Below are 22,568 nucleotides of genomic sequence, written 5' to 3' on the forward strand. Positions count from 1 at the left end.
GCTGGACGTTCTCTATCGCGTGGCGGCTGATATGCGCAGACTGTTTTCGTGCCAATCCGCGTCTAGCCGCTTATCGATCTGACCGACAGTCCGCTATCGGCGATCGATGCCTGATGGCGGTGGAGGCCGTTGGGCAGACGACCCCATGCCGGGGAAGAGCCTTTCGAGGGTTTGCCCGACACCATCGAGGGCGCGACGCTCGATCATCGGATCCTCCAGCGGACCACGAACATCTACGGTCCACAGCGTGTAGCGTTGGCTCTTTAGGGGGCTGAGCAGTTGGCTGAACCCGTTGCGTGGGCTGACACGGGTGTTGAAAGTGAGATCCAGTTCACGGCGTCGATCCAGCGTTCCGCTGCCTTGCAGTGCGATCAAGCTGCCCCACATTTTCAGATCGTTAAAGATCAACTCGCTTTCGCTGAGCGTGAACTTGACATCGCCGTTGGTGAACGCCACGTCTTCCGTAGCCGTGATCGAAAACAGATTCAGCAACTGCACCAAGAAGGGTAGTTGATACAGGTTGGCATTCTCGACCGTGACGGCACCGTTGCCGCTGAGCAACTCGGTTGTCCCCAGCAGACCCTCTAATGTCATTCGGCCATTGAGTGTTCCCGTCAGTTCACTGCGTCCTTCGCCGATCTCCGCCAGGATCGACGGAACCTGGGCATCTTGCAGTGCCATCTGAACGTCAAAACTCGCGTCTGACAACAACACGCTTCCTTGCACGCTGGCGTGACCGCCAAAGAGATTTCCTTGCAAAGGAATGGCTTGGTCGGTCACCGATCCGAGTTGTAGCAGGTCATCGACGACGGAATAGGGGCCTCGGATGCCGGTGATTTGCAAATCATCAACGTGCATGGAATCGATTTGGACATCGCCGTTGGCACGAATGCCGGATTCGTCTTTCTTGCCTCGGACGAACAGCTCACCACGCAGGGAGTGTACCGGGCCGACGTCGCCGATTCGGTTGCCCTCCAGTTGCAGAACGAGATTCCAATCGAACACAGGGTTGGGATTGTTTTCGTCCGACAACAAGGTTTCGGTTCTGCCGCGGACGCCGACCGGTCCTCGCAACTGCAATTCCCGCATGGCTTGTCGCATCTCGATCGGCAACGCTTCGATGAGTTCCGCATCCGGATTCAGCCGGCTGCCGCTGTGGACATCCAGCACCAATCGCCAGCGACCGTCGGGGCGTTTGCCACAGAATCCTTCGGCGGACAATCGTGTCGCATCGTGTTGGGCACGCAGCGAATCGATGGTGACTTTCTCGCCGTCAAATCGTACCAAGCCGTCGGTGATGTCCAGTCGATAGGGTAGGGCGACCGGTTGCAAACGCAGTGCGGGCTGAGATGGACTCTCTGTGATGTGCTCTCGCGCCGCGACATCCATCTCCAGGGGAGCGATTTCGCCGGTCACCGGATCGGGATGCTGCTGCGTCAGTTTGACGAACAGTTCGTCCAGCACACCGCTTGGCGAAAGTGCATCCCAAGTCATCTGGGAGGCTTCTGGCAAAGAGGCTCTCAGGGCGCCGTCCATGGGCACGTCGGTGGCGTGAAAATCCAGCTCCATGGCAGGCAGCGTCGCGACGGACGGTGTGTTCGGTGACGGTGTGTTCGGTGACGGTGTGTTCGGTGACGGTGTGTTCGGGTACAGCGGCTTCGGTGGCAGACGATAGATTCCGTTGCAGGCGATCCGGCCTCCGCTGGCATTCACGCCGTGGAACTCTTGGATGTAGACATCGTCGTTACGCAGTTGAACGTTGCCGGTGACGTTGTAGATCGGATACGCGAATTTGTCGAAGCGGATGGTCCCGTCAAAGACTTGCAGTTTGATGTCTCGGTACTCGTCTCCTGATTTGTCGTTCCCCAGGATGGCGGTTTGCAAGTGGATCGCGCCGCGGGGATTGAGCGAGCGCATGAACGACTCAAGTTTTGAAGTTGCCTTTCCGCGTGGTGACAAGGAATCCAACATCACATTGTCGATGGCGATCGGTCCATCGGTTTGAATCGTAATCCGTTTCTCGATGGGCAACTCGGGACGTGTGGGAACGACAAAAGCGCACTGCATGCCTTGCCCTCCCACGCGACCGACCATCAATTCGGACGAAACGATGGTGGGTGTCAGCTCGATGTCGCCCACGAGTTGTTGAACGGGATAAGGAAATTTTTCGTACCGGACATCGACGCCTTTGCATGTGACCGTCGCATTCGCCGACCACTTGCCGTTTTCAAATTTCAGTTGTGGAATTCGAGCGTCCACTCGACCGTACGGCTGAAACTTGTCCCAGTGCGCTCGCAGCTTTTCGGGCAACACCGATGCGACCCGTTGATCCAACAGCAAGTGATTGATCCCACAGTTGAGTTGCACCTTCGCGGGCCACTGCAATCCCTCCATTCGTCCGGTCACGTGATAGTTGGCGTCCCCCCACATGCCGTAAAAGGATTCAATATCGACGCCGTCGCGGGTGCACGTGACGACGCCACCGAGACGATCCAAGGGTAACGGCAGAGCGGGATGTTCCAAGCGGCCGTCGCGAATCTTGGTCCGCGTCTTGAATGCGATCGGTGCATCGACGCGATAGCGTGCCGAAATCCGCGTGTCGCTGACGGCGGTCAGACCACGAGCCTGTTGAATCTTTTCGCGATACGGTTCCGGCAAGCGATCGAACAAATCATCCGACCAACGCAGTCCGCCAATGCTGGCTTCGACATCTGCTCCGCCTGGAACGATATTGGCGTTGATCGCAAATTCGTCGACGAACGAACTGCTCCCGCGCGCCGTAACGACTTTCTGGACCTCCACCACGTTGCCTTGGGCATCCATCGAACCTGCCAACGGATTCTCCGTGGTGACGATTTCGGCAAAGTTCATTTTGATCGGTTTGCCTGTGGATTGGTCCGAGATGAGTGTGAAGTCGACGTCTCGAACTTCGATTCGCGGACACGCTTTGGGACCAAACTTTGGCAATGGCCACAGAGACTGCAGCGAGATCGTTCCGTCGGCTCGCAATCGACCTTCGGCCTCGACGCCTTCGATCACCAAGCGACGTGTTACCAGAGGGTTGCCACGTTCGAGCAAACGTTGCGGTTGAGTGTCGGCAACCACCACCAAGCGTTTGATGTGTACCATTTGCTCGGAGGGACCGGTCAGCATCTCAAGGCCGGCTTGGACCAATCCGCTTGACGACGCAGGTTCGGAGATCGAGATATTGTCAAAGATCAAACCGATCTTGGGATCGTAACGCCCACGCTCGATCGAGACTTGCAAATTCGGATAGTGCTCGCGAAACGTCTTCTCAAGATGCCGCCGTGCTTGCTCGCCGACGGTTTGCGGAGCGATCGTCCAGATGATGAACAGGCACCCGGCGATGACAAGCAACGAAAACAACCCACGAGAGGAATGTCTCGAGGGTTTCGCGTCAGTCGTCCTGGCTTCCTTGCCGGCCAATCCTGCTCCGTATCAATCTAGTGCCGTCATCCTTGGCAATTGCTCTGCGTGCGATGGTAGTCCCTGTTTCACGGCTCTATCCAGCCCAAAAACGACCAAAACCGATAGATCCAAGGGCTTTGCCAAGGACTCGACAGTGCCGTTGCCATCGAAAAAACACTCCACGCTAGCAAGCCGATCGCCAGCCATCGGGTGGCCGCCCAGTCGGTCATTTTTCGCAATCCCCAGGCAGCAGCCAGCAACCACATCGGAGCGAACCACAGCATCCAGCGGAAACACACGCTGACACCGCCATAATTGCGGTCGATCTCCGGTCGCATCACATAAAAGGCACCGCAGACAACGCTGGCAACCGCCATCGCGGCAACGATCAGCCAGAATCGGTTCTCACGATCTGCCAGCACGCTAGCAATACCAATTAGCGAAATCACCCAAATCGGCGTGAGCGAAAAGATCCCGTAGTGGCCGATCATCATGTTGGCAAAATAGGTCAACCTCGACGGCTCACCTTTGTCGACCCCACGTCGACGATCCCCGATCCAGTAGCTGGTTGGATAGTCGTACCAGTCATCCCAATCACGGATTTCGAACTCGGTGGGGGAGCTTTGTTTGAGTGCATAAAATCGATGTCCGTTGACGACGGCTCGCCAGCGATCCTGATCGTCCGTAGGTTCGATGGTCACCTCGGAGTCCGCAAACTCGCGTTTCGCTTTGGCCAGTTCATCGATGACATCGAGGGCGGCAGGCAATTCGTTTTCGGCCGCCGAAACCAAGGCGAGGACCGAGCCATCGCCGCGGTGCATGTAGGGCGGACGCAGGCATCCATGGGCGGCATAGTTGGTCACAAAGAACGCAATGGCGACGACGGCGACCCCTGCCGTGTAGCCGACCAAGGCGCTGCGACGCGTGAGCAACAAGATGCCGCCCCACAAAGCGACCATGGAGAGCGCGGGCAGTTCATTTGCGGCGGTGAATCCCGCCGCCATTCCGGCAACGATCCACAGCCAGGACGGTGTGTGATAGCGCCGACTACGGACGAACAAGTACATCGTCAACGCGGTCATGGCGGCTGCGGGCAAATGATTGTTCAGCGCGATTGCGAAGGGCAACATCATGGTGCCGAAGCACGTCGCAGCGGTCGCCATCATCACGGTCCATGGATCGCGAACAACCAAGCGGATGGCGGCCACGGTGCAACAGTAGAACAAGGCCAGCAGGGGCAGATTGATCAAGAACAGCAGGATCCGAGCCAAGTAGATCGGCTGATCCGTCAGTGTCATTCCAGTGACTTGATACAGGCACCAGTAGACACCCGCGATCATCGTCGGAAACAACGGCGGCTTGCTGCTGTAATAGTGTTGTTTTCCGTCGTCGCCTTCGTGGCGTACCATATCGATGGTGTACCAAGGACGCCGGTTCTTTTTTTCGCCGGTGATGGCGACTTGCCGATCGATTTGATAGGTACCGTCTTCCACGAGTGCGGCGACCGTGCACCAACGACTGCGATCATTCGCGCTCAGGAAAGCCGTGTCTCCTTCGCGACTGGTGACCACCGCCATCCGTGCCGACGCGATCACCAATGCGATCACGATCAGTAAAGTAGAGATCCCCAGTCGATGGGACTCCGGCTCTTCGGTCTCCCAGTCGTCGTCCTGGAAAACTTCTTCGTCGTCGTAGCGGTCGTCCGAAAAGAGCAGGCTCATGACGGTTCCCCCGCGCGGTTGAAGTCACCAGCCTTGAAATTGGTGCCGACAGCCAGGGAATTGGTGCCGACAGCCTTGGAATTACTGCCGACTGCTTCGGAGATGTTATACGGTCGCTTGGCCGAATCCGATTCGGCGACGATCAGTTCAGCCAGCAGTCCAGTAAGGAAGAGCTGTGAGCCGAGCAGGATCGCGACGATGCAGTAATAAAACAGTGCGGATTGATGCAGATGCAAATAGCTATCCTCTTCGTAAAACACTCGCGTGATGACCCAGCGTGAGGACAGATACATCATCACGACGCCGCCGATGGTGAAACAGAGCAGACCGAGTGTGCCGATCAAGTGCAGTGGTCGTTTGCCGAAGGTCGTCAGAAAGAAAACCGAGAGCAGATCCAGGAACCCTTTGACGATCCTCGCCACGCCGTATTTGGAGCTACCGAATTCGCGTTCGTGATGCACCACCGGGATCTGACCGACCCGCCATCCTTGAGCCGCCGCCAGGACCGGGACGAAACGGTGCAGTTCTCCGTACAGTCGGACGTCTTCGATCACTCCGCGTCGGTACGCTTTGAACCCACAGTTGTGATCGTGCAATCGGACTCCGGTCATGGTGCTGACCAGCCAGTTGAACACTTTGCTCGGGTAGACTTTGTCCCACGAGTCCTTGCGTTTTTGTTTCCAGCCGCTGACCACATCGAAGCCTTCGTCCAACTTTGCCAAGAAGCTGGGGACTTCGATCGGGTCGTCTTGCAGGTCCGCGTCCATCGTGAAGACGATCGTTCCGCGAGTCGCTTTGAAGCCCGCCGAGAGTGCGGCAGCCTTGCCAAAGTTTCGCCGAAATCGAATCGCGGTCACTTCACCACGCTGCGTCGCCAATTCCCGCATCCTCTGCCAAGTCGCGTCGGTGGACCCGTCGTCGACGAAGATGACTTCGTAGGTGTAACCGTTCTGCTGACAGACGCCGTGGATCTTTTCGACCAGCGTGACCACCGTTTGTTCTTCGTTCATCGTCGGGACAACGAACGACAATAACGGCGCGGGCGACGAGGTGGCATCGAGCGTGAGATCACCCACCGGAGCGGATTCGGGTGGCGGGGGCTCAAAATCGTTCATTCGCGTCTGTCGGTCGGGGGGAGTGATTGTGCTGCAGGATTCTTATTACAATGTACTCGAAACATCAACATCCCATTTGCCTGCAGTCCGCACACGGTATCCAACCCATGGTTCAGCCCCCGCCGATCGAAACGCAAGATGATTCCGCCAACGCCGCTCGGTTGGTCGAGGCCTGTTCCGCCATTCGAGAACAAGTCGGACGGGTGGTGGTCGGCCAAGACGATGTGATCGAACAACTGTTGATCGCGATCTTGGCCCGTGGTCACTGTCTCTTGGAAGGCGTACCGGGACTGGCAAAGACGCTGATGATTCGTACGCTGGCCGAGTCGATGCACTTGACCTTTCGCCGCATCCAGTTCACGCCCGACCTGATGCCCGGCGACATCACCGGTACTGAAATCATCCAAGAAGACCCCGAGACGGGGCGTCGCAAGATGATGTTCGAACGCGGGCCGGTTTTCACCCAAATGTTGCTGGCTGACGAAATCAATCGAACGCCGCCCAAGACTCAGGCGGCGTTGTTGGAAGCCATGCAGGAACACGAGGTGACCGCTGCGGGACACACGTATCGCTTGGAAGAGCCGTTCTTTGTGCTCGCCACGCAGAACCCGATTGAACAAGAAGGCACGTATCCGTTGCCGGAAGCCCAACGTGACCGATTCCTCTTTCACGTCGTTGTCGATTATCCGTCGCGAGACGAAGAGTCCGAGATCGTTGACCGAACGACATCGACGTTCGACTCTGTGGTCAAGGCGGTCGTGTCCGGCGAAGAAATCATCCAGTTCCAACAAACGGTGCGACGGGTTCCGTTGCCGCCGCACGTCAAAGATTGGGTGCTCGATGCAGTTCGCGCGGTGCGACCACGTGATCCCGAAAGCCGCAGTTGGACCAAAGAGTTGGTGGAATGGGGGCCGGGGCCCCGAGCCAGTCAACAATTGGTGCTGGCGGCGAAAGCACGTGCATTGGTTCATGGCCGACCCCATGTGACGATCGATGACGTCCAAACCCTGGCGTTTCCCGTGCTGAGGCACCGCATTGTCCCCACGTTTGCCGCGGAAGCCGACGGGATCACGGTGGATGATTTGATCGCGCGTTTGGTGAAGGAAATGGCCGTGAAACCCGCCGCAGTTGTTTGAAACCGGGACAGCAGCAACGGGGAATTCTGGCGAATCCCATTACGGGTGAAGTGAGGACAGCGGTCGCCATGCGGGGCACGGGTGTTGTAATTGTTGACGTCGATTCATACTGACGCGTGTTCTGATTTCACGTACTCGACTCAACGAAAACATGCATTCAACATCCGATACTTGGCAAGCGATCGCAGACAAACTGACTGAGGCAGGCTCTCCCGCGGTCATTCACGAGATCTTTCGCAGGCAGTTCGAGCGTCTCGCCAGCGGTGCCGAGACTTACCTGCGCGAAGCCGATATTCGACCTGCCACCGGTGTTGTTGACGCCGAGACATTGCCCGATGAACTGGAGCAAATCGGCAACGAACACTTGGATCAGTCGGCGTTGTTGAAGCTCAACGGTGGACTGGGGACCAGCATGGGTTTGGAGGGGCCGAAATCGTTGTTGCCCGTTCGTGGTCGGACGACTTTTCTGGAGTTGATTCTTCAGCAGACCGGGTTGCTCGGCGTTCCGCTGGTGCTGATGAATAGCTTCTCCACCGAAATCGAGACCGCCGCGGCGGTCTCCGACGCAGAGAACGTCGTTTCCTTTTTGCAGCATCAGGTCCCCAAGCTCGATGCAGAAACACTGCTGCCTGCGGAGTGGCCCAGTGACTTGACGATGGAATGGTGTCCGCCAGGGCATGGCGATATCTATGCGGCGTTGGTGACCACTGGGACGATGGAACGACTGATCGGCCAAGGACGCCGGTACTTGTTCGTCTCCAACGCGGATAACCTCGGCGCGACGATGAACACGCGTTTGCTGGGGCACCTGATCCAGTCCGGTGCTTCGTTCATGATGGAAGTCGCCGATCGGACGATGGCTGATCGCAAAGGCGGTCACTTGGCGATGGACACCAACGGTGGTTGGTTGTTGCGTGAGTCGGCGCAATGCCATCCCAGCGAGGAAGCCCAGTTCCAGGACATCACGGTGCATCGTTATTTCAACACCAACAACCTCTGGATCGACTTGGTCGCACTGCAACAGCACCTTGATCAAAGCGGCGGCTCGTTGGACTTGCCGATGATCGCCAATCGCAAAACGGTCGACCCCAAGGACACTCAGTCGCCGGCGGTCTATCAGTTGGAAACCGCGATGGGGGCTGCGATCGCTTGCCTGCCCAATGCGACGGCCGTTCGAGTGCCCCGATCGCGGTTTGCGCCGGTCAAAACGACGGGCGACTTGTTGGCCGTACGCAGTGACGCGTACGAGATCGCGGAGGATCGGTCGGTGCGATTGATTGCAGAGCGAAAGGGAGTGCCGCCGAACGTCCAGTTGGACAAAGCGAATTATCGAACGATCGCGGACTTGGACGAACGGATCCGCGAAATTCCATCGCTGCGAGACTGCGTGACGTTGACGGTTCAAGGCGACGTGGAATTCGCCGCCGATGTGTCGTTTTCCGGAGAAGTGGCAATCACGAACCAGTCAGGTGGACGCCAAGTGCTTAGTAGCGGAGAGTACACCGGTGAGGTGACGCTGACGGGTGCTTAGCGGCCTTCGCGGAGGCGGTAGCCGAGGAAATTATCGAGCTCCGGTTCGGCTTCGATTTTTCGCACCGTGTCTTCGATGTCATATTCCACGCGGTGGTACGCCACCGAATCTCCGTCGAACACGACGTAGCAACTGCGTGAATCGCCGTCGCGGGGCTGACCGACGCTGCCGACGTTGATCATCAACCGCTTATTTGCATTGGTGACCGAGTAGCTACCGACGATTTCCGTGTGACGGATGAACTGGTGATCGGTGGTGAAGATGCCGGGGACGTGCGTGTGTCCTTGGAAACACAGATGCGGCACCATCGAAAACAGCTTTTCCATCTTCTTGATGTTCTGGATGTCTTCGGGCATCACGTATTCGTTTGTCGGCCCACGAGGGGAGCCGTGCACGAACAGGACGTTGGATTCACGGACGGTGCGTGGCAGCTCGCACAAAAACTCCATTCTCTTGCGACTCTGCTCGGGGCCATCGCGTCCGGATTCCAGTTGGTTACGAGTCCAAAAGATGGCCTGTTCGGCCGTCACATTGAATCCCTCCGGGTCAAACAGCGCGCTGCTGTCGTGGTTGCCCAGGACACAGAACCCAAAGCCCATCACGATATCGAGGCATTGACAGGGTTCGGGGCCGTAGCCGACCACGTCGCCGAGACAGACGATGCGATCGACATTCTGTGTAGCGACATGATCCAAGACGGTTTTGAGCGCCGTCAGATTGCCGTGGATATCGCTAAGGATCGCGGTTCGAGTCACGATGGGGTCAATTCTGGTCAGTGGAGATTGGTCCGCGTGCCGGATCGTGAGCGTGATGGAGCTTACCGACTTTGGTTTGAGCTTACTATCCGTCGGTGCTGCTAACGACCGTGCTTGATTCGGTCGCCCAGCGCGTTGGACAGGTCGGCTTCCGCGTAGATCTTGTTGGCCGTTTTTTCGATATCGTACTCAACACGGCGGAAAGTCACGGTGGGGCCGATCGGGCCGTCTTTATCCAGGATCACGTAGCAAGCACGATTGTCGTCGTCGCGTGGTTGGCCGACGCTGCCGACATTGACCATCGCTTTCTCGCTGCCCAAAACATACTGATAATCACATTCATCGGGGGCGATGAATTCGCAATCAGTGGTGAAAACGCCGGGCAAGTGGGTGTGGCCCATGAAGCAGTACTGTTTGACTTTACCAAACAAGATCTCCATCTTGCGTTGGTCAAAGACGTATTCAGGAAACACGTATTCGTTGGTGGGATCGCGTGGCGAACCATGCACGAACTTGTATTGATCGTCTTCATAGAATCTGGGCAGTTCGCCCAGGAAGTCCCATCTCGCGTTGACTTGGCTGGCCGACCCGGGGCCATTGTCTAGCTGGTCCCGTGTCCAATAGATAGCTTGCAAGGCCATCGGATTGAATCCGTCAGGATCGAACAATGCGGCTTGGTCGTGATTGCCCAAGATTGTCACTTGGGCATGGGTCATGACGTTGTCCAGGCACTCGCAAGGATTGGGGCCATAGCCGATGATGTCGCCGAGGCAAAAAATCTCGTCGACATTGTTCGCACGAATGTCCGCTAAGACCGCGAGCAGCGCTTCAAGATTTCCGTGAATGTCGCTGATCAGAGCTCGCGTCACGTCGATTTTTCCTGAGAATGGCCTGTCCTGCCGCCTAGGCTTGGACCGTGAAAGAACGGATTGTAAGGCAAATCAAAATTTAACAGCAATCCCACGATATATTTCGGAACCAAAGTTTCCATCCATCCCGTACGCGACTGCCCGGTGATTTGAGCTGCCTGATGTCTGAGCCCCATTGTACTTGCCACATCGCGATCGAAACGACAGGACGCTTCGGTTCGCTGGCGGTTTTATTGGGAGATCGAGCGGTTTGGCAGGCCGACTTGCCTCGTGATCGGCGGACCGCGGCCTCGGCTGCACCGGGTTTACAGGAATTACTGCATGTTTGCCGAGAAAATCAATGGTGTCCCCAGTGGATCGATGTCGCGATCGGCCCGGGGTCCTTCACCGGCCTGAGGATCGGCGTGACGATGGCAAAAGCGATCGGATACGCACGTTCGTGGCCGATTGTCGGTGTGGATTCGTTGGCCGGGATCGCCGCTGCGACCTTGGATTCCTTGGACACGCAGCCGGGCGAAATGCCTGCACAGCAGGTGCTCGTCGGGATCAATGCGTTTCGCGGCCAGATTTTTGCAGGCGTCTTTGATGTGGGCGAGCTATTGTCCGCACCCCCAGAAATCCCGCTTGAGTCGCTGTCCAAGTCGCCGCTTACTACGCCACTGACTCCATCCATCTATGCCGAGCGTATGGACGCATCGGTATCTGTCATGGAGTCGGAACAGTGGAGCGAGTTGGTCCAGCAGATGGCGGGTGACCCGACGGTGGTGTTTGCTGGCGATCGAGCCGTCTTTCCGGAATCCCATCAGGGGAAGGTTTCAGGACGGACCGTCAGCGACGCAGTGGGCGTGGGGCGGATCGGGCTACGACTGGCGGCGATGTCGCAGTTTCAGGACGCGATGCGGATTTTGCCGCGATACATCAAGCACAGTTCTGCGGAAGAGAAACGTGAATCGACTCGCTGTGACGACGAATCCCGTCTGGGCCGTAATAAATCACCTGCTTCTTGAGGGCGTCATAGATCGCCGTCAGTTTCACGCTGCGGGGACCGTGAACACAGAAGTAAAACCCGCAAGATTTGCCCCCCCGAACGACTTCACGTTGCGTCATCGGGAATTGGCTTGGCTCCAGTTGTCCGAAATCACACAGTCTTTTTTCGACGAGCAATCGGAATTGGTCAAATGCAACGGTCTGGTGTGAAAACCCGATCATGCGAGGCTGGGGCTGGAAGGAATGGGCTGGTCGGTGAGGTCGATCGTCGCACCGAGGCCCGAGGGGACGCCGACACATTTGAGCGACTTTGCAAAGCCATCCTGAGCTTGGCTGGTGTCGTATCGGCGAGGTCGCCGCGAAAGATTAGTCTTGAAAAAAGACTCAGCCTTGCGACCGCTGCATCTTTCCTGGTCGGTGCCGGTTTTGCGATTTTGTCTGGATCAAAAGCCGAACCTGGCAAAGTTCAACTTGGGAAACCGCGTTTGGGGTCCAGCAAAGAGCCAACCTAATGCTTGTGGGCTTTGCGACCGTCAGGTTTGGTCACTCGCGTGAAAATATCACGCAAAATTTTCTGTTCCAGTGAAGTGTCCCGGCCCAGGGAAATCCATCCCAGCGTTTGGGGGCTGTCGTCGTAGCCGTTGTCCGTTCTCAGCATCGTGCCGTCGTGACGTCGTGACGCCGTCGTCTCGGTCGCGTACTGAGTCCGGTCCGTGTCTTCGATGTCTTTCTGCACGATGACTTCGACCGTATAGGCAGCACCGTTGGGACGCACGATCACGGTTGCCTTGCGACGAATCGATTGCAGTGTGCTTTGAATGCGTTCAAATCCCGCCGTGCTATCTTTGCGCCACGGCTCCATCACCGATGCACCGGTTCGGTATGCCGTCTCGACACGTCCATCGAGCAGCATGCCGTTGGAATTTTGCACCGGCTGTTCGCGAGAGATGCGAAAGTAGTCGTCGACCGTGTCGATGACTTGATGCCAAACGAATTGATCGCTGGCCGGTGGCAGTTCGATCGGATTGGGGACGAACTCATCGACTGGTCGATGGTCGAATCGATACAGCAACTGGCCGCATCCGATCGACAAACCGCACAGCAACATCAGGCACACCAAACACAACGACATGCGTTGGGTGGGAGCCAAGCGAGATGGATCGGCCGCAGCAACCGTGCGATTCATCGCAACAGACCTCGCAACAGTCCCTTGGATGCGGCGCGAGGGATTTCATCGGGGTTGACCGAATTGTCAGCGGTACTGGGCAGCGGTTGATCGCCCATCATGCTTTCGGGCAACGGCATCGAGCCGGGCATGTCGTCGGGAAAGCGTGTCCAGATCGGAACACGTTTTTCCATTTCGCGGATCATTTTTTGTTCCGCCTTGGCGATCTTTTGCTTCTTCAGCGTCTCGCGAATCTTGTCTTGAACGTCACCCAGCGGCGTCACGCCGGCCGGCTTGCGTTCCAAGACACGGACGATGTGCAGGCCGTCGTCGTCACGGATGACTTCGCTCATTTCGTTCAGTGGAATCGAAAAGACTTGATCTTCGATGGCTTGTGAGGCCAAGGCGCCACGATTGGTCCAGCCGTGCAGTCCGCCGTCGCTGGCAAAGGGCTCTTCGCTCTTTTGTTTCGCCACCGGCGCAAATGTTGGGCTGCCTCCATAAAACGCTTCACGCCCCATCTCAGTGATCGCTCCTTGCGTTTCATCCATTGACGGGTGTTTGGCAAACAGTGCCGACAACTGTTCCCACCGAGCTTGCGCGGCGTGCGAGAACTCTTCTTGGTGCGACAAGTAGTACTGATTGATCTCCGCAAGCGTGACTTCGGGGTCTTGGTCGATTTTGCTGCGCATGTACATGTGGCCCAGCATGGCGTCGGTAAAGTTTCGCTGCCGGGCGGCGATCGAAGAACCTTGTTTGCGGAGGATCGCATCGATTTTGGCAAGGTCCTCCGTTTCGTGGACCTCTTGCAACTTCTTCAGTTCCCCTTCGCGAAACATTTCGCGGGCGCGTTGATCCATCATCTTGGAGATCTCGCGTCGCTTTTCCGCCGTCTGCGTGGCGACTTGTTCCAGCAGGAAAAGCTCTCGCATGGTTTTCGATCGTATCAATTGCACGAGTTCTTGTCGCACCAAGCCGAGTCGGATTTCGCGCAACTGTTCTTCGGGGACCGTTGTGTTGGCTTGCTTGAGTCCCTCCTTGATCCTCGCGTCGACTTTCTCGATCACGTCGCCCAGCAGGATCCGAGACTGACCGACGACAGCGAGCACGGCTGCCGGGTCTTGGGGCAATTCTGTCGCGTTGTTTCCTTGATCGCCATTTCCTTGATCGCGGGTCGGCAGTTGGGCAATGCCTTGAGCCGAGCACGTGGACGAGTATTCGGACGTGGCCGGTGCGACAACGGTCACCGCGAACACCATGCTCAACAGCGCCACTGCGCTGGCAAAGCTTCGTCGCAAAGACGTTGAGTTACAGCTTGGGTTACAACTACTGAAGGGCATTTCGTTGCCTGTGCGTCGACATATCGGATCAGATGAAGCGTCAGAAGGCACGTGGGAGGAGCGGTTGCTCGAATGCTTGCTCGAATCTGCTTGCTCGGAGACCTTCGTATTGCGTACATAGCGGTCTGTTGCCGAGCGGGACAAGAGCAGAGCGGCGGTCGCAGGAAAATCTGGCGGTAATTTCTTTGCGAGAGAAAATCAGCGTTGACAGCCGTTTGGCTGGGTTGTTAATCCCGGCACCATCAAACACTCCTGGAGCTTTATCGATGGTAAACGTTTTGCGGGAATCGTTTACTGGCCAATGAGATTGGCCGGAGCATTCTCGGTTCGTGGCGACGGTTTCTGGGTCAATCGTCTCGACGAGCCGCTCCACGGTGAAGTCTCCACAGCGCATCGGGGTGTCGCTCACGCGGCACCCCGATGCTCGATACACTGGTGCAATGGGTCCTGCAGCACGCATCTCAAGGCTGCCGGCGCAGCTGGCCGCCCCAGTGAGCCTCAGGCGCTAGCCGTGGGCCTGAGGCGGATTGTGGTGCCGGCCCACGGCTAGCGCCTGAGGCTCACTTTGATTGCGATGCATGGAACGAAAACATGGACTGAAAAAACAATGCCAACCCCAAATTTTGAGACGTGATTGTCTCACCCTGTCAGGGTGAAATAGAGACTACAACCATTCACCCCAGGGCGTCGCTTCGCTTTGCCCTGGGCTTTCATGTTCAGGCCCTTTCAGGGCGTAGCACGATCCGCGCCTTGTCATTTTCCCCAGCTACGTTGAGGGAGGTGACAGAAACCGGCGGAGTGAGCTCCTGTCGCAAACCCCAATTCTTGGCAACCCAAGTCCAGGCTCATCAAGAACGCCTCCCAGACGTCTATGATTGACTTGTCTAGGCTAGCGTCCGCCGAGAAAGGCTGACGTACAGGTGTTCTTTTGTTACAGTAGTCTCATGTCTCGCCCCGCCACACATTCGTCTCGCTATTTGCTGTATCTGTTCATCGGAGTCGGCTTGGGCGCCGCCATTGGCATGCTGCGGATCTGGAGTAGCCCCAATGAATCGGGTACTGACAACACTCCGTCGGCCGACGTCCGCACGGAGAGCGAGCCGGTGGAGGTCACTTGGCAGGCGGTCTTGAATCGCGTTGCCGACGAGTCCGCGGAAACGTTGCAGGTGTCAAACTTTGCGATCGACGACACGTCGGTCCAGTCGCTGCGTGATGGGTTTGGGTTTGTCGAGACAGTGATCATCGACGAAGGCGTCATTACCGATGACGGTGTCGATGCGATCGCGGACCTGCCGGCTTTGCGGCATCTGCGGTTGAGAAAATCGCCGATCTCCGATGTGGGATTCAAGCGGCTTGCCGAGTGTTCTTCCCTGATGATCCTGAACTTGCCCGATGCGGTGTGCACGCCGGAGGGAGTCGCGACGCTTGCGGCATTGCCCGATTTGCGGCAACTGCGACTCGGTTCGGACGCTTTGACGCGAGAAACGGCCGCTGCGGTCGCGTCGATTGGATCACTTCGCAGCGTGCATTTGATCGGCGTGCCGATCGACGACGAGGGGCTCAAACAGATCGCAGCGTTGCCGAAGCTGCAGTCGCTGTATTTGGACGACAGCGATGTGACGCCAGACGGCTGGGAGTGGTTGTTTCAGAATCATGCCGACTTGCACGTCCACGTCGACCAACATCATCATGATCGTGATCCATCGCCTCATCCCCATTAACGCTTTTTGAAAGCCAGTTTGTGACTGAACGAATCAATCGCCTGCGTGACCGTTTTCAGGATTTGAAGATCGATGCGATGTTGGTTTCCAATGAAATCAACGTGGGCTACTTGAGCGGCTTTACCGGCGATAGCTCATGGTTGTTGATCACGGAGGGCTCCGCCACGATTTTCAGTGACGGTCGCTATCGCACTCAGATTGCCAGCGAGTGCCCCACGTTGAAATGCGTGATCCGCACGCCCAGCCAGCAAATGGTTGAGATGGTGCGAGAGGGTGTTGGCGAGTTGCCCGACGCTCGGATCGGAATCGAATCTCAGCACATCAGTGTTGCGATGATGTCTTCGCTGACAGAGAAATGCCCTGAAACGAATTGGCAGCCTGTCGAGTCGGCGGTCGAAGGCTTGCGGATGATCAAGGACGCGAGGGAGATCGAGACCTTGCGGCGGGCGGTGGACATCAACCAGCGTGCCTACCAGTCCGTGGTGGCAAAATTTCGACCGGAGTGGACCGAGCGCGAGATCGCGTTTGAGTTGGAAGCGACCATGCGGTTCTTGGGAGGGCAGGGAGTTAGCTTTCAGCCGATCGTGGGCGCAGGTCCCAACGGAGCCCTCCCTCACTACCGTCCCGGAAACGTGGCCATCGGCGATTACCCGACCCTGCTGGTCGACTGGGGGACTTTTTATGGCGGGTACGCCAGCGACATGACTCGGACGCTGCATCGCCCTGACGCGTCGGAAAAATTTCGGTCGGCCTATTTGGCGGTTCTGGACGCTCAACTGGCGGCGATCGACAAAATCAGGCCCGGTGTCGCTGCACAAGACGTCGACACGGCGGCCCGCGATGTGCTGAAGAACGCGGGCTTGGGCGACTATTTTGTCCACGGGCTTGGGCACGGAGTGGGGCTGCAAATCCACGAGGCGCCCCGCATGTCGGCCGTCAGCACGGAGAATTTGGCGGTCGGGATGGTCATCACGGTTGAGCCCGGTGTTTACTTTGAAGGCGATTTTGGGATTCGCATCGAAGACGACGTGCTGGTGACCGAAACAGGGCACGAGGTTTTGAGCACCTTGCCAAAGGGCCTCGATGATTGTCAGCTAATTCTGTAAAACCTCCACATTCTGAATCCGCACCGTAGGCTTGCAGCAGAACAAACCGCCCATCCGGGTGGCGTCTCGGCAAGGGTCACGATTCCGAATAACCTGAGACATTCACCACCAATTTGCGTCAACACGGACGCGACGGCGGTTTGGGCGACCATTGCTGGATGATCGCGGTGGCCAACGCACGACCGTCAGACACAAAATATTTTCGATGAGCAGTCAAGCATGAGCAAAGGCAAGCACGCGGGCGAAAGCGTATTCGACATTGAACGCATTCGTGAAATCGTACGGCTGATGGAACAGCACGAGTTGGTGGAAGTCGACCTGCAGCAGGGTGACGATCGAATCAAGCTCAATCGCGGCGGCGTGGCCCCGGTCTATGCCGCAGCACCGGCCGCGGCGCAACCAGCCTTCGCCCCCGCAGCGGCACCCGCGGCCGCGCCGGCTGTTCCCGACAACACGATCACGATCAACGCGCCGATGATCGGAACGTTTTATTCTCGAGCCAATCCCGATGCCGAGCCGTTCGTGCAAGTCGGCCAGACGGTGACGCCGGACACGATCGTCTGCATCGTCGAGGCGATGAAGGTGTTCAATGAGATTCCCGCCGAGTGCAGCGGCAAAGTCGTCGAAGTCTTGATCCAGGACCAGCAGGCCGTTGACTTTGGCAAGCCCATGTTCCGCATTGCACCCAACGCGTGAACCCACTCGACCCGATTGACGAAGCGAATCTGTGTTCCAAAAAATCTTGATCGCCAATCGTGGCGAAATCGCACTGCGGATCATCCGCGCCGCCCGAGAGATGGGCATCGGCACCGTCGCGGTGTACAGCACCGCCGACGCGGGCTCGATGCACGTCCAATTGGCCGACGAAGCCTACTGTGTGGGCGGCCCCAAGAGTTCGGAGAGTTACCTGAAGATCGATCAGATCATCGCGGCTGCGGAAGTCGGCGATGTCGACGCGATCCACCCCGGCTACGGCTTCTTGGCCGAGAACGCTCATTTCAACGAAGTCTGTCGGTCCAGTGGCTTTGAGTTCATCGGTCCCAGCCCCACGGCGATGGAACAGTTGGGCGACAAGAATACGGCCCGATCGATGGCGATCGCCAACAACGTTCCAGTCGTGCCCGGCAGCGATGGCTTGATCGAAGACGACGCGACGGCGTTGGCAACGGCTCGTCAGATCGGTTATCCGGTTTTGATCAAAGCGACCGCGGGTGGCGGTGGCAAAGGCATGCGGGTGGCTGAAGACGAGGAGTCGCTGCTTACTTCGGTGCAGCAAGCACGCACGGAGGCCGAAGCCGCATTTGGCAATGGCGGGGTGTACTTGGAACGTTACGTCACCTCACCGCGGCATATCGAAGTCCAAGTGATCGCGGACACACACGGCAATGTTTGCCATTTGTTCGAACGCGATTGCAGCGTTCAACGTCGGCATCAGAAACTGATCGAAGAAGCCCCCAGTCCGAACTTGCCCGAAGAACGTCGGCAGGCGATCTGCGATGCGGCGGTCAGGATGATCCGCGGCGCGAATTACTCCAACGCCGGTACGGTCGAGTTCATCGTTGATGCAAACAATGATTTCTTTTTCATCGAAGTCAACGCGCGGATTCAGGTGGAACACCCGGTCACCGAAATGATCACCGGTGTGGACTTGATCAAAGAACAGATTCGGGTCGCCTCGGGGCTGCCCTTGTCGTTCAGCCAGTCGGACTTGCAATGCACCGGCCACGCGATTGAGTGCCGGATCAACGCCGAGAACCCGGATCGAAATTTCATGCCGTGCCCGGGCAAGATCCAAGAGTTCTACGCTCCAGGCGGATTCGGCGTCCGGTTCGATTCGCACGTTTATGGCGGCTACACGGTGCCACCGTACTACGACTCGATGATCGGCAAGCTAATCGTTCACTGCAAAACGCGGGACGAGGCGATCGCGACGATGCGACGGGCGTTGAAAGAGATCCGCAGCACCGGCGTCACCACCACGGCGTCGTTTCATGACCAAGTCCTGCAGCATCCGGAGTTTGTCGCCGGCACGCACGACACCAAATTCGTCGAACGCGAATTCACTCGTTGAACCAATTTGACGCTCGTGGCGTAATCGGACTGGCTTTTCTACGCTCTACGAGGAATGGGATCTTTTGAATCCGTCGTTTATCGGATGGTTGATTGCGGTGACCGTGTTGCCGCCGATGCTGATCAGTTGGATCAGCCTGTATCCGGTACGACGGTTCGCGTTTCGGCTGGGACTGGTGGCCAACGAAGGCGGCCATAGCACACACTCCGGCAGCACTCCCGTCGGCGGAGGCATCGGAATTTGGCTGGGGATCATCGGGACCTTCGCCGCTGGAACCATCGCATTGATGGTGGTCAGGCAGTCGCCAGACCTGCAGTCTCATATGCCGGAAACGATCACGCCTTATCTGGATGGCATTTGGCAGCGATGTGGCACGCTGTGGGGGCTGATGGGCGCGGCCACTGTGTTGTTCGCGTTGGGGATTTGGGACGACAGACGCGGCGCCCCCGTGATGATTCGCTTGGTGGTCGAGTTTGCGGTGGCAGCGTTCGTGGTCTTGGTCCTCGGTTTTAGCCTGACCGCATACATCGGGTTGCCGTGGTTGACACACGTGATGTCCGTGTTGTGGATCGTTGCGGTGATCAATTCGTTCAACATGCTGGATAACATGGACGGGCTGAGCGGCGGTGTGGCCGCAATCATCGCCACATCGATGGCGGCCGTGATGTTGACGACACCGAGTCCGGGCACCGCGCAGCCACAGTTCTTGGTCGCGTCACTGTTGTTGGTGGTGTGTGGCGCGTTGCTGGGATTTCTTTGGCACAATCGACCACCGGCCAAGATCTTCATGGGGGATGGTGGCAGCTATCTGGTTGGCTTTTTGATCGCCGTTGCGATGTTGATGGCAACCTTTGCCAGTACACCCAGGCCGCATGCTGTTCTGGCACCGGTCTGTGCGATGGCCATTCCGCTGTACGATATGACCACCGTGTTGTGGATCCGGATCCGCGAAGGACGCAGTATCTTTGTGGGTGACCGCAGCCACTTTTCGCATCGCTTGGTCGACCTGGGGCTCAGTCGCGCCCAAGCCGTGATGACGATCCATCTGGTGACCGGCACGTGTGGTTTGGCAGCCGTCTTGCTCGCGCATGTGTCGGTGTTGCAAGCGGTCGCGGTCCTGGGGATTGTCGCTTGCATGTTGATGCTGGTCGTCATTTTGGAGTCGACCGGATGGCGAAAAAACGAAAACTGAAACCACGAGCCGATCGAGCCGCAAGCGTTCAACATGAACCCGTTTCCAACGAAGCGTCCGCCGTGTCAGATTCGCCGCGATCACTGTTGAGTTTGCCAAACGTCGCGATCGCTTTGCTCGCCGGGATCGTGGTCTATGGTTGGTACTCACCCAGCGACAGCACCGAAGTCGAAACGGGGGCGGCGTTGTGGTTCGGCGTTTTGTCGCTGGCCCTATTGACGCTGACTTGGGGCATTCGCGGTTGGAATGGTGAACTCGTTGATCCAAGCAATCGCAGATCAACGCATTGGATTGATGGAGCGACTTGGGCGTTAGCGATCTGGATGGCCGTTGCGGCTTGGGCGACTTGTCCCCCGGGGAACCTGAGGGCGGCAACCAACGAAGCGTGGCTTTGGGTTTCCGCGGCTGCCGTTTTTACATCGGCTCGCTACTGGCTGGCCGATATCGGCATCCGTCGCGCAGCGTGGAGCCTGATGATTTCGATCGCTGTCGCGACAGCGATCTTGGCTTTGTATCAGCAGGTGATCAGTTTGCCGCAAAGCCGAGCAGATTACCTCGCGGATCCCGATGGCACGCTCAGGATGCTGGGCTTGTCAGCACCGCTGGGTTCCGCCGAACGAATGATCTTTGAAAATCGATTGTTCGATGGCGGGCCGACCGCGACCTACGCGTTGGCCAATTCGATGGCGTGCGTCGTGCTGATCGGTTGCGTGCTGTCGTTGGGTTGGATGGTCAATCGGTGGCGACACAATTGTGTTTTGCAGAAAAGTTTCTCAGTCGCAGTTTTCGCATCGTGCTTTTTGGGGCTGCTGCTCTCCAGCAGTCGATCCGCATTTCTTGCGTTTGCAGTGGGCGCGGTTGCAGTGCTGCTGCTGTGCCGCGATCCATCACGGCAGGAATCCACCGAGCGAACAGCGAGACGATCGTTGCGACGATCATTTGCACTTGCGGGAGTTGGGGCTGGCGTGATGAGTCTGATCACCGTCGCGGTACTGTTATTCGGGCGCAAGGAATGGGTCGAACAAGCACCAGCGTCGCTCGCCTTTCGGCTGCAATACTGGCGAGCAACCTTGGCGATGGCGTGGCAACATCCGGTCTTCGGCGCGGGACCGGGTGGATTTCAGTCTCTGTATCAGCGGTATCGGACGCCGGGATTCAGTGAGCAGCCTGCCGATCCGCACAACTTTGTTTTCGAAACACTGGCATCGGGCGGTTTCGTTGCGGTCGGAATCTTGATCGTCTTGTCGGTTAGCATTGCTGTTGCCGTAGTCAAACGCCCCCCCAGTCCCCGTGGTGGACGAGGTCACGAGTCCCATCCACCCGCGATCGCCCCCCCGTACGTGAAAACCGACGCGTTTTGGTTGGGCGCAGGATTGTCACTCTCCATGATCTGGATCTTGGGAGCGTTGATCAATCGAATGCCTGATGGTGCGTCTCACATGATCGCTGTTCCCATCGCCATCGCAGTCGCGTGGGCATTGAATCGACGAGCAAGCGAGATGAATGACGCGACGTTGGACATTCTCAACGCCGTTGCCGGGCTCTGCGCTTTGATTCATCTGTCGGCCGCCGGTGGATGGACCGTGCCCGGCGTCGCCATGTTCGTGTGGTTGTTGGCGGCATCCGTGACGGCTGATTCACAGACAATCGCCGAAGTTGGAACCGATGATGAGTTGCCGCCGGATTCGCGGTCGCGGATGACCAGGGCGGCGATCGGCGTGGCCTCCGGACTGGCATTGCTGGTACTGATGCGGTTCATTTCACTCGGACCTGTGATGGACGCGGAGTTGGCGATGATGAAAGCCGAGCGGGTCGTCGAGTCCTCGCGTTCGGATTCCTCGGAGTCCGCAGTCCTGGACGCGATCCAGGATGCCATCGACGCGGACCCGTGGGCTGTTCGGGCACCGATGTGGCTGGCCAGCCAAACGAGCTGGCAAGTGATCCAGAGTGACACTGCGTCAAACCGCCAACAGTGGCTAGCCGCTATACGAAGTGTTCGTGATCGCGCGGGGCGGGACATCTCCGTCTATCGGACTTTGGGTGGCCAAACGTTGCACGTGTATCAGCGTTGGGGGCGGAACGAGGATCTGGAGCTTGCCCAGCAATTCTTTGAGCAGGCAATCGAGCATTCACCGTCCGACCAGGGACTACTGGCCCAATTGGCGGCCATCGAGGCGGCGACGGGAAACCTGGATCGGTCTCGTGAATTGGCCCGTCGGGCCCAAGAATTAGCGGATTTGTCGGGTGACGTGGTGCGTGACCTGCAGCGCCAATTCATTTTTGTCGTGCAGCACTTGGGGGGCCCTGCCGGTCAGGAGGCAGTTCGACGGCCAGCAAGCGAAGTCTTGGCGAACCAACTGTCGGGAATGGCCGTAAAGTAGGGATCGGAACCGGTCCCCGCGATTCCGTTGCCGCTCTGAAGGGGCCAAC

16 protein-coding genes are annotated in these 22,568 nt (G+C 57.7%); 9 read left to right on the forward strand and 7 right to left on the reverse strand.

Features of this window, described 5'->3' with window-relative positions; all coding sequences use genetic code 11:
- Positions 1-93: 93 nt before the first annotated feature.
- From Pla52nx_RS21080 to Pla52nx_RS21090, 3 genes are all read right to left on the reverse strand, one after another.
- Positions 94-3,378, reverse strand: coding sequence for an AsmA-like C-terminal region-containing protein (locus tag Pla52nx_RS21080; protein ID WP_146520799.1), 3,285 nt, complete (start codon positions 3,376-3,378; stop codon positions 94-96).
- 137 nt (positions 3,379-3,515) lie between these two features.
- Complete coding sequence (locus tag Pla52nx_RS21085; protein WP_231742059.1) at positions 3,516-5,150, reverse strand: hypothetical protein; 1,635 nt, start codon at positions 5,148-5,150, stop codon at positions 3,516-3,518.
- Positions 5,147-6,265: a glycosyltransferase gene (locus Pla52nx_RS21090; RefSeq protein WP_146520798.1), complete on the reverse strand. Its 1,119-nt coding sequence runs from the start codon at positions 6,263-6,265 to the stop codon at positions 5,147-5,149. The genes Pla52nx_RS21085 and Pla52nx_RS21090 overlap by 4 nt, the downstream gene beginning before the upstream one ends.
- Positions 6,266-6,372: 107 nt before the next feature.
- On the opposite strand from Pla52nx_RS21090, the gene Pla52nx_RS21095 reads away from it, so the two are divergent.
- Together Pla52nx_RS21095 and Pla52nx_RS21100 are read left to right on the forward strand one after the other, a co-directional pair.
- Positions 6,373-7,401, forward strand: a complete 1,029-nt coding sequence (locus tag Pla52nx_RS21095) for an AAA family ATPase (protein ID WP_146521267.1) — start codon at positions 6,373-6,375, stop codon at positions 7,399-7,401.
- A 151-nt stretch (positions 7,402-7,552) separates the two neighbouring features.
- Positions 7,553-8,932, forward strand: coding sequence for a UTP--glucose-1-phosphate uridylyltransferase (locus tag Pla52nx_RS21100; RefSeq protein WP_146520797.1), 1,380 nt, complete (start codon positions 7,553-7,555; stop codon positions 8,930-8,932).
- On the opposite strand, the gene Pla52nx_RS21105 is transcribed toward Pla52nx_RS21100, so the two are convergent.
- Together Pla52nx_RS21105 and Pla52nx_RS21110 are read right to left on the reverse strand one after the other, a co-directional pair.
- Positions 8,929-9,687 carry a metallophosphoesterase family protein gene (locus Pla52nx_RS21105; RefSeq protein WP_146520796.1) on the reverse strand — a complete coding sequence of 253 codons (759 nt, stop codon included), beginning with the start codon at positions 9,685-9,687 and terminating at the stop codon, positions 8,929-8,931. The two genes, Pla52nx_RS21100 and Pla52nx_RS21105, sit on opposite strands and share 4 nt — an antisense overlap.
- 101 nt (positions 9,688-9,788) lie before the next feature.
- Complete coding sequence (locus tag Pla52nx_RS21110) at positions 9,789-10,556, reverse strand: metallophosphoesterase family protein (protein WP_146520795.1); 768 nt, start codon at positions 10,554-10,556, stop codon at positions 9,789-9,791.
- Between the two features lie 161 nt (positions 10,557-10,717).
- Between Pla52nx_RS21110 and tsaB the strand changes: the two genes are divergently transcribed.
- Entirely contained in the window at positions 10,718-11,563 is an 846-nt protein-coding gene (gene tsaB, locus Pla52nx_RS21115) for a tRNA (adenosine(37)-N6)-threonylcarbamoyltransferase complex dimerization subunit type 1 TsaB (RefSeq protein WP_146520794.1), read from the forward strand.
- A 488-nt stretch (positions 11,564-12,051) separates the two neighbouring features.
- Here tsaB and Pla52nx_RS21120 read toward each other — a convergent pair whose 3' ends face one another.
- A complete protein-coding gene (locus tag Pla52nx_RS21120; RefSeq protein ID WP_231742058.1) occupies positions 12,052-12,729 on the reverse strand; it encodes a hypothetical protein in 678 nt (225 codons plus the stop codon).
- Positions 12,726-13,982: a peptidylprolyl isomerase gene (locus tag Pla52nx_RS21125; RefSeq protein ID WP_231742057.1), complete on the reverse strand. Its 1,257-nt coding sequence runs from the start codon at positions 13,980-13,982 to the stop codon at positions 12,726-12,728. Before Pla52nx_RS21125 ends, Pla52nx_RS21120 begins: the two co-directional genes overlap by 4 nt.
- A 1,010-nt stretch (positions 13,983-14,992) precedes the next feature.
- On the opposite strand from Pla52nx_RS21125, the gene Pla52nx_RS21130 reads away from it, so the two are divergent.
- The 6 genes from Pla52nx_RS21130 to Pla52nx_RS21155 all read left to right on the forward strand — a co-directional run bounded on the left by Pla52nx_RS21130 (position 14,993) and on the right by Pla52nx_RS21155 (position 22,519).
- Positions 14,993-15,769: a hypothetical protein gene (locus tag Pla52nx_RS21130; protein ID WP_146520792.1), complete on the forward strand. Its 777-nt coding sequence runs from the start codon at positions 14,993-14,995 to the stop codon at positions 15,767-15,769.
- 20 nt (positions 15,770-15,789) lie between these two features.
- Complete coding sequence (locus Pla52nx_RS21135) at positions 15,790-16,875, forward strand: M24 family metallopeptidase (RefSeq protein WP_146520791.1); 1,086 nt, start codon at positions 15,790-15,792, stop codon at positions 16,873-16,875.
- 219 nt (positions 16,876-17,094) lie between these two features.
- Complete coding sequence (gene accB, locus Pla52nx_RS21140) at positions 17,095-17,571, forward strand: acetyl-CoA carboxylase biotin carboxyl carrier protein (RefSeq protein ID WP_146520790.1); 477 nt, start codon at positions 17,095-17,097, stop codon at positions 17,569-17,571.
- 31 nt (positions 17,572-17,602) lie between these two features.
- Positions 17,603-18,946: an acetyl-CoA carboxylase biotin carboxylase subunit gene (gene accC / locus Pla52nx_RS21145; protein ID WP_146520789.1), complete on the forward strand. Its 1,344-nt coding sequence runs from the start codon at positions 17,603-17,605 to the stop codon at positions 18,944-18,946.
- Between the two features lie 115 nt (positions 18,947-19,061).
- A complete protein-coding gene (locus tag Pla52nx_RS21150; protein ID WP_146521264.1) occupies positions 19,062-20,138 on the forward strand; it encodes an MraY family glycosyltransferase in 1,077 nt (358 codons plus the stop codon).
- Positions 20,117-22,519, forward strand: a complete 2,403-nt coding sequence (locus Pla52nx_RS21155; protein WP_146520788.1) for an O-antigen ligase family protein — start codon at positions 20,117-20,119, stop codon at positions 22,517-22,519. The genes Pla52nx_RS21150 and Pla52nx_RS21155 overlap by 22 nt, the downstream gene beginning before the upstream one ends.
- Positions 22,520-22,568: the final 49 nt, after the last annotated feature.

Source organism: Stieleria varia, assembly GCF_038443385.1.
Lineage (GTDB): Bacteria > Planctomycetota > Planctomycetia > Pirellulales > Pirellulaceae > Stieleria > Stieleria varia.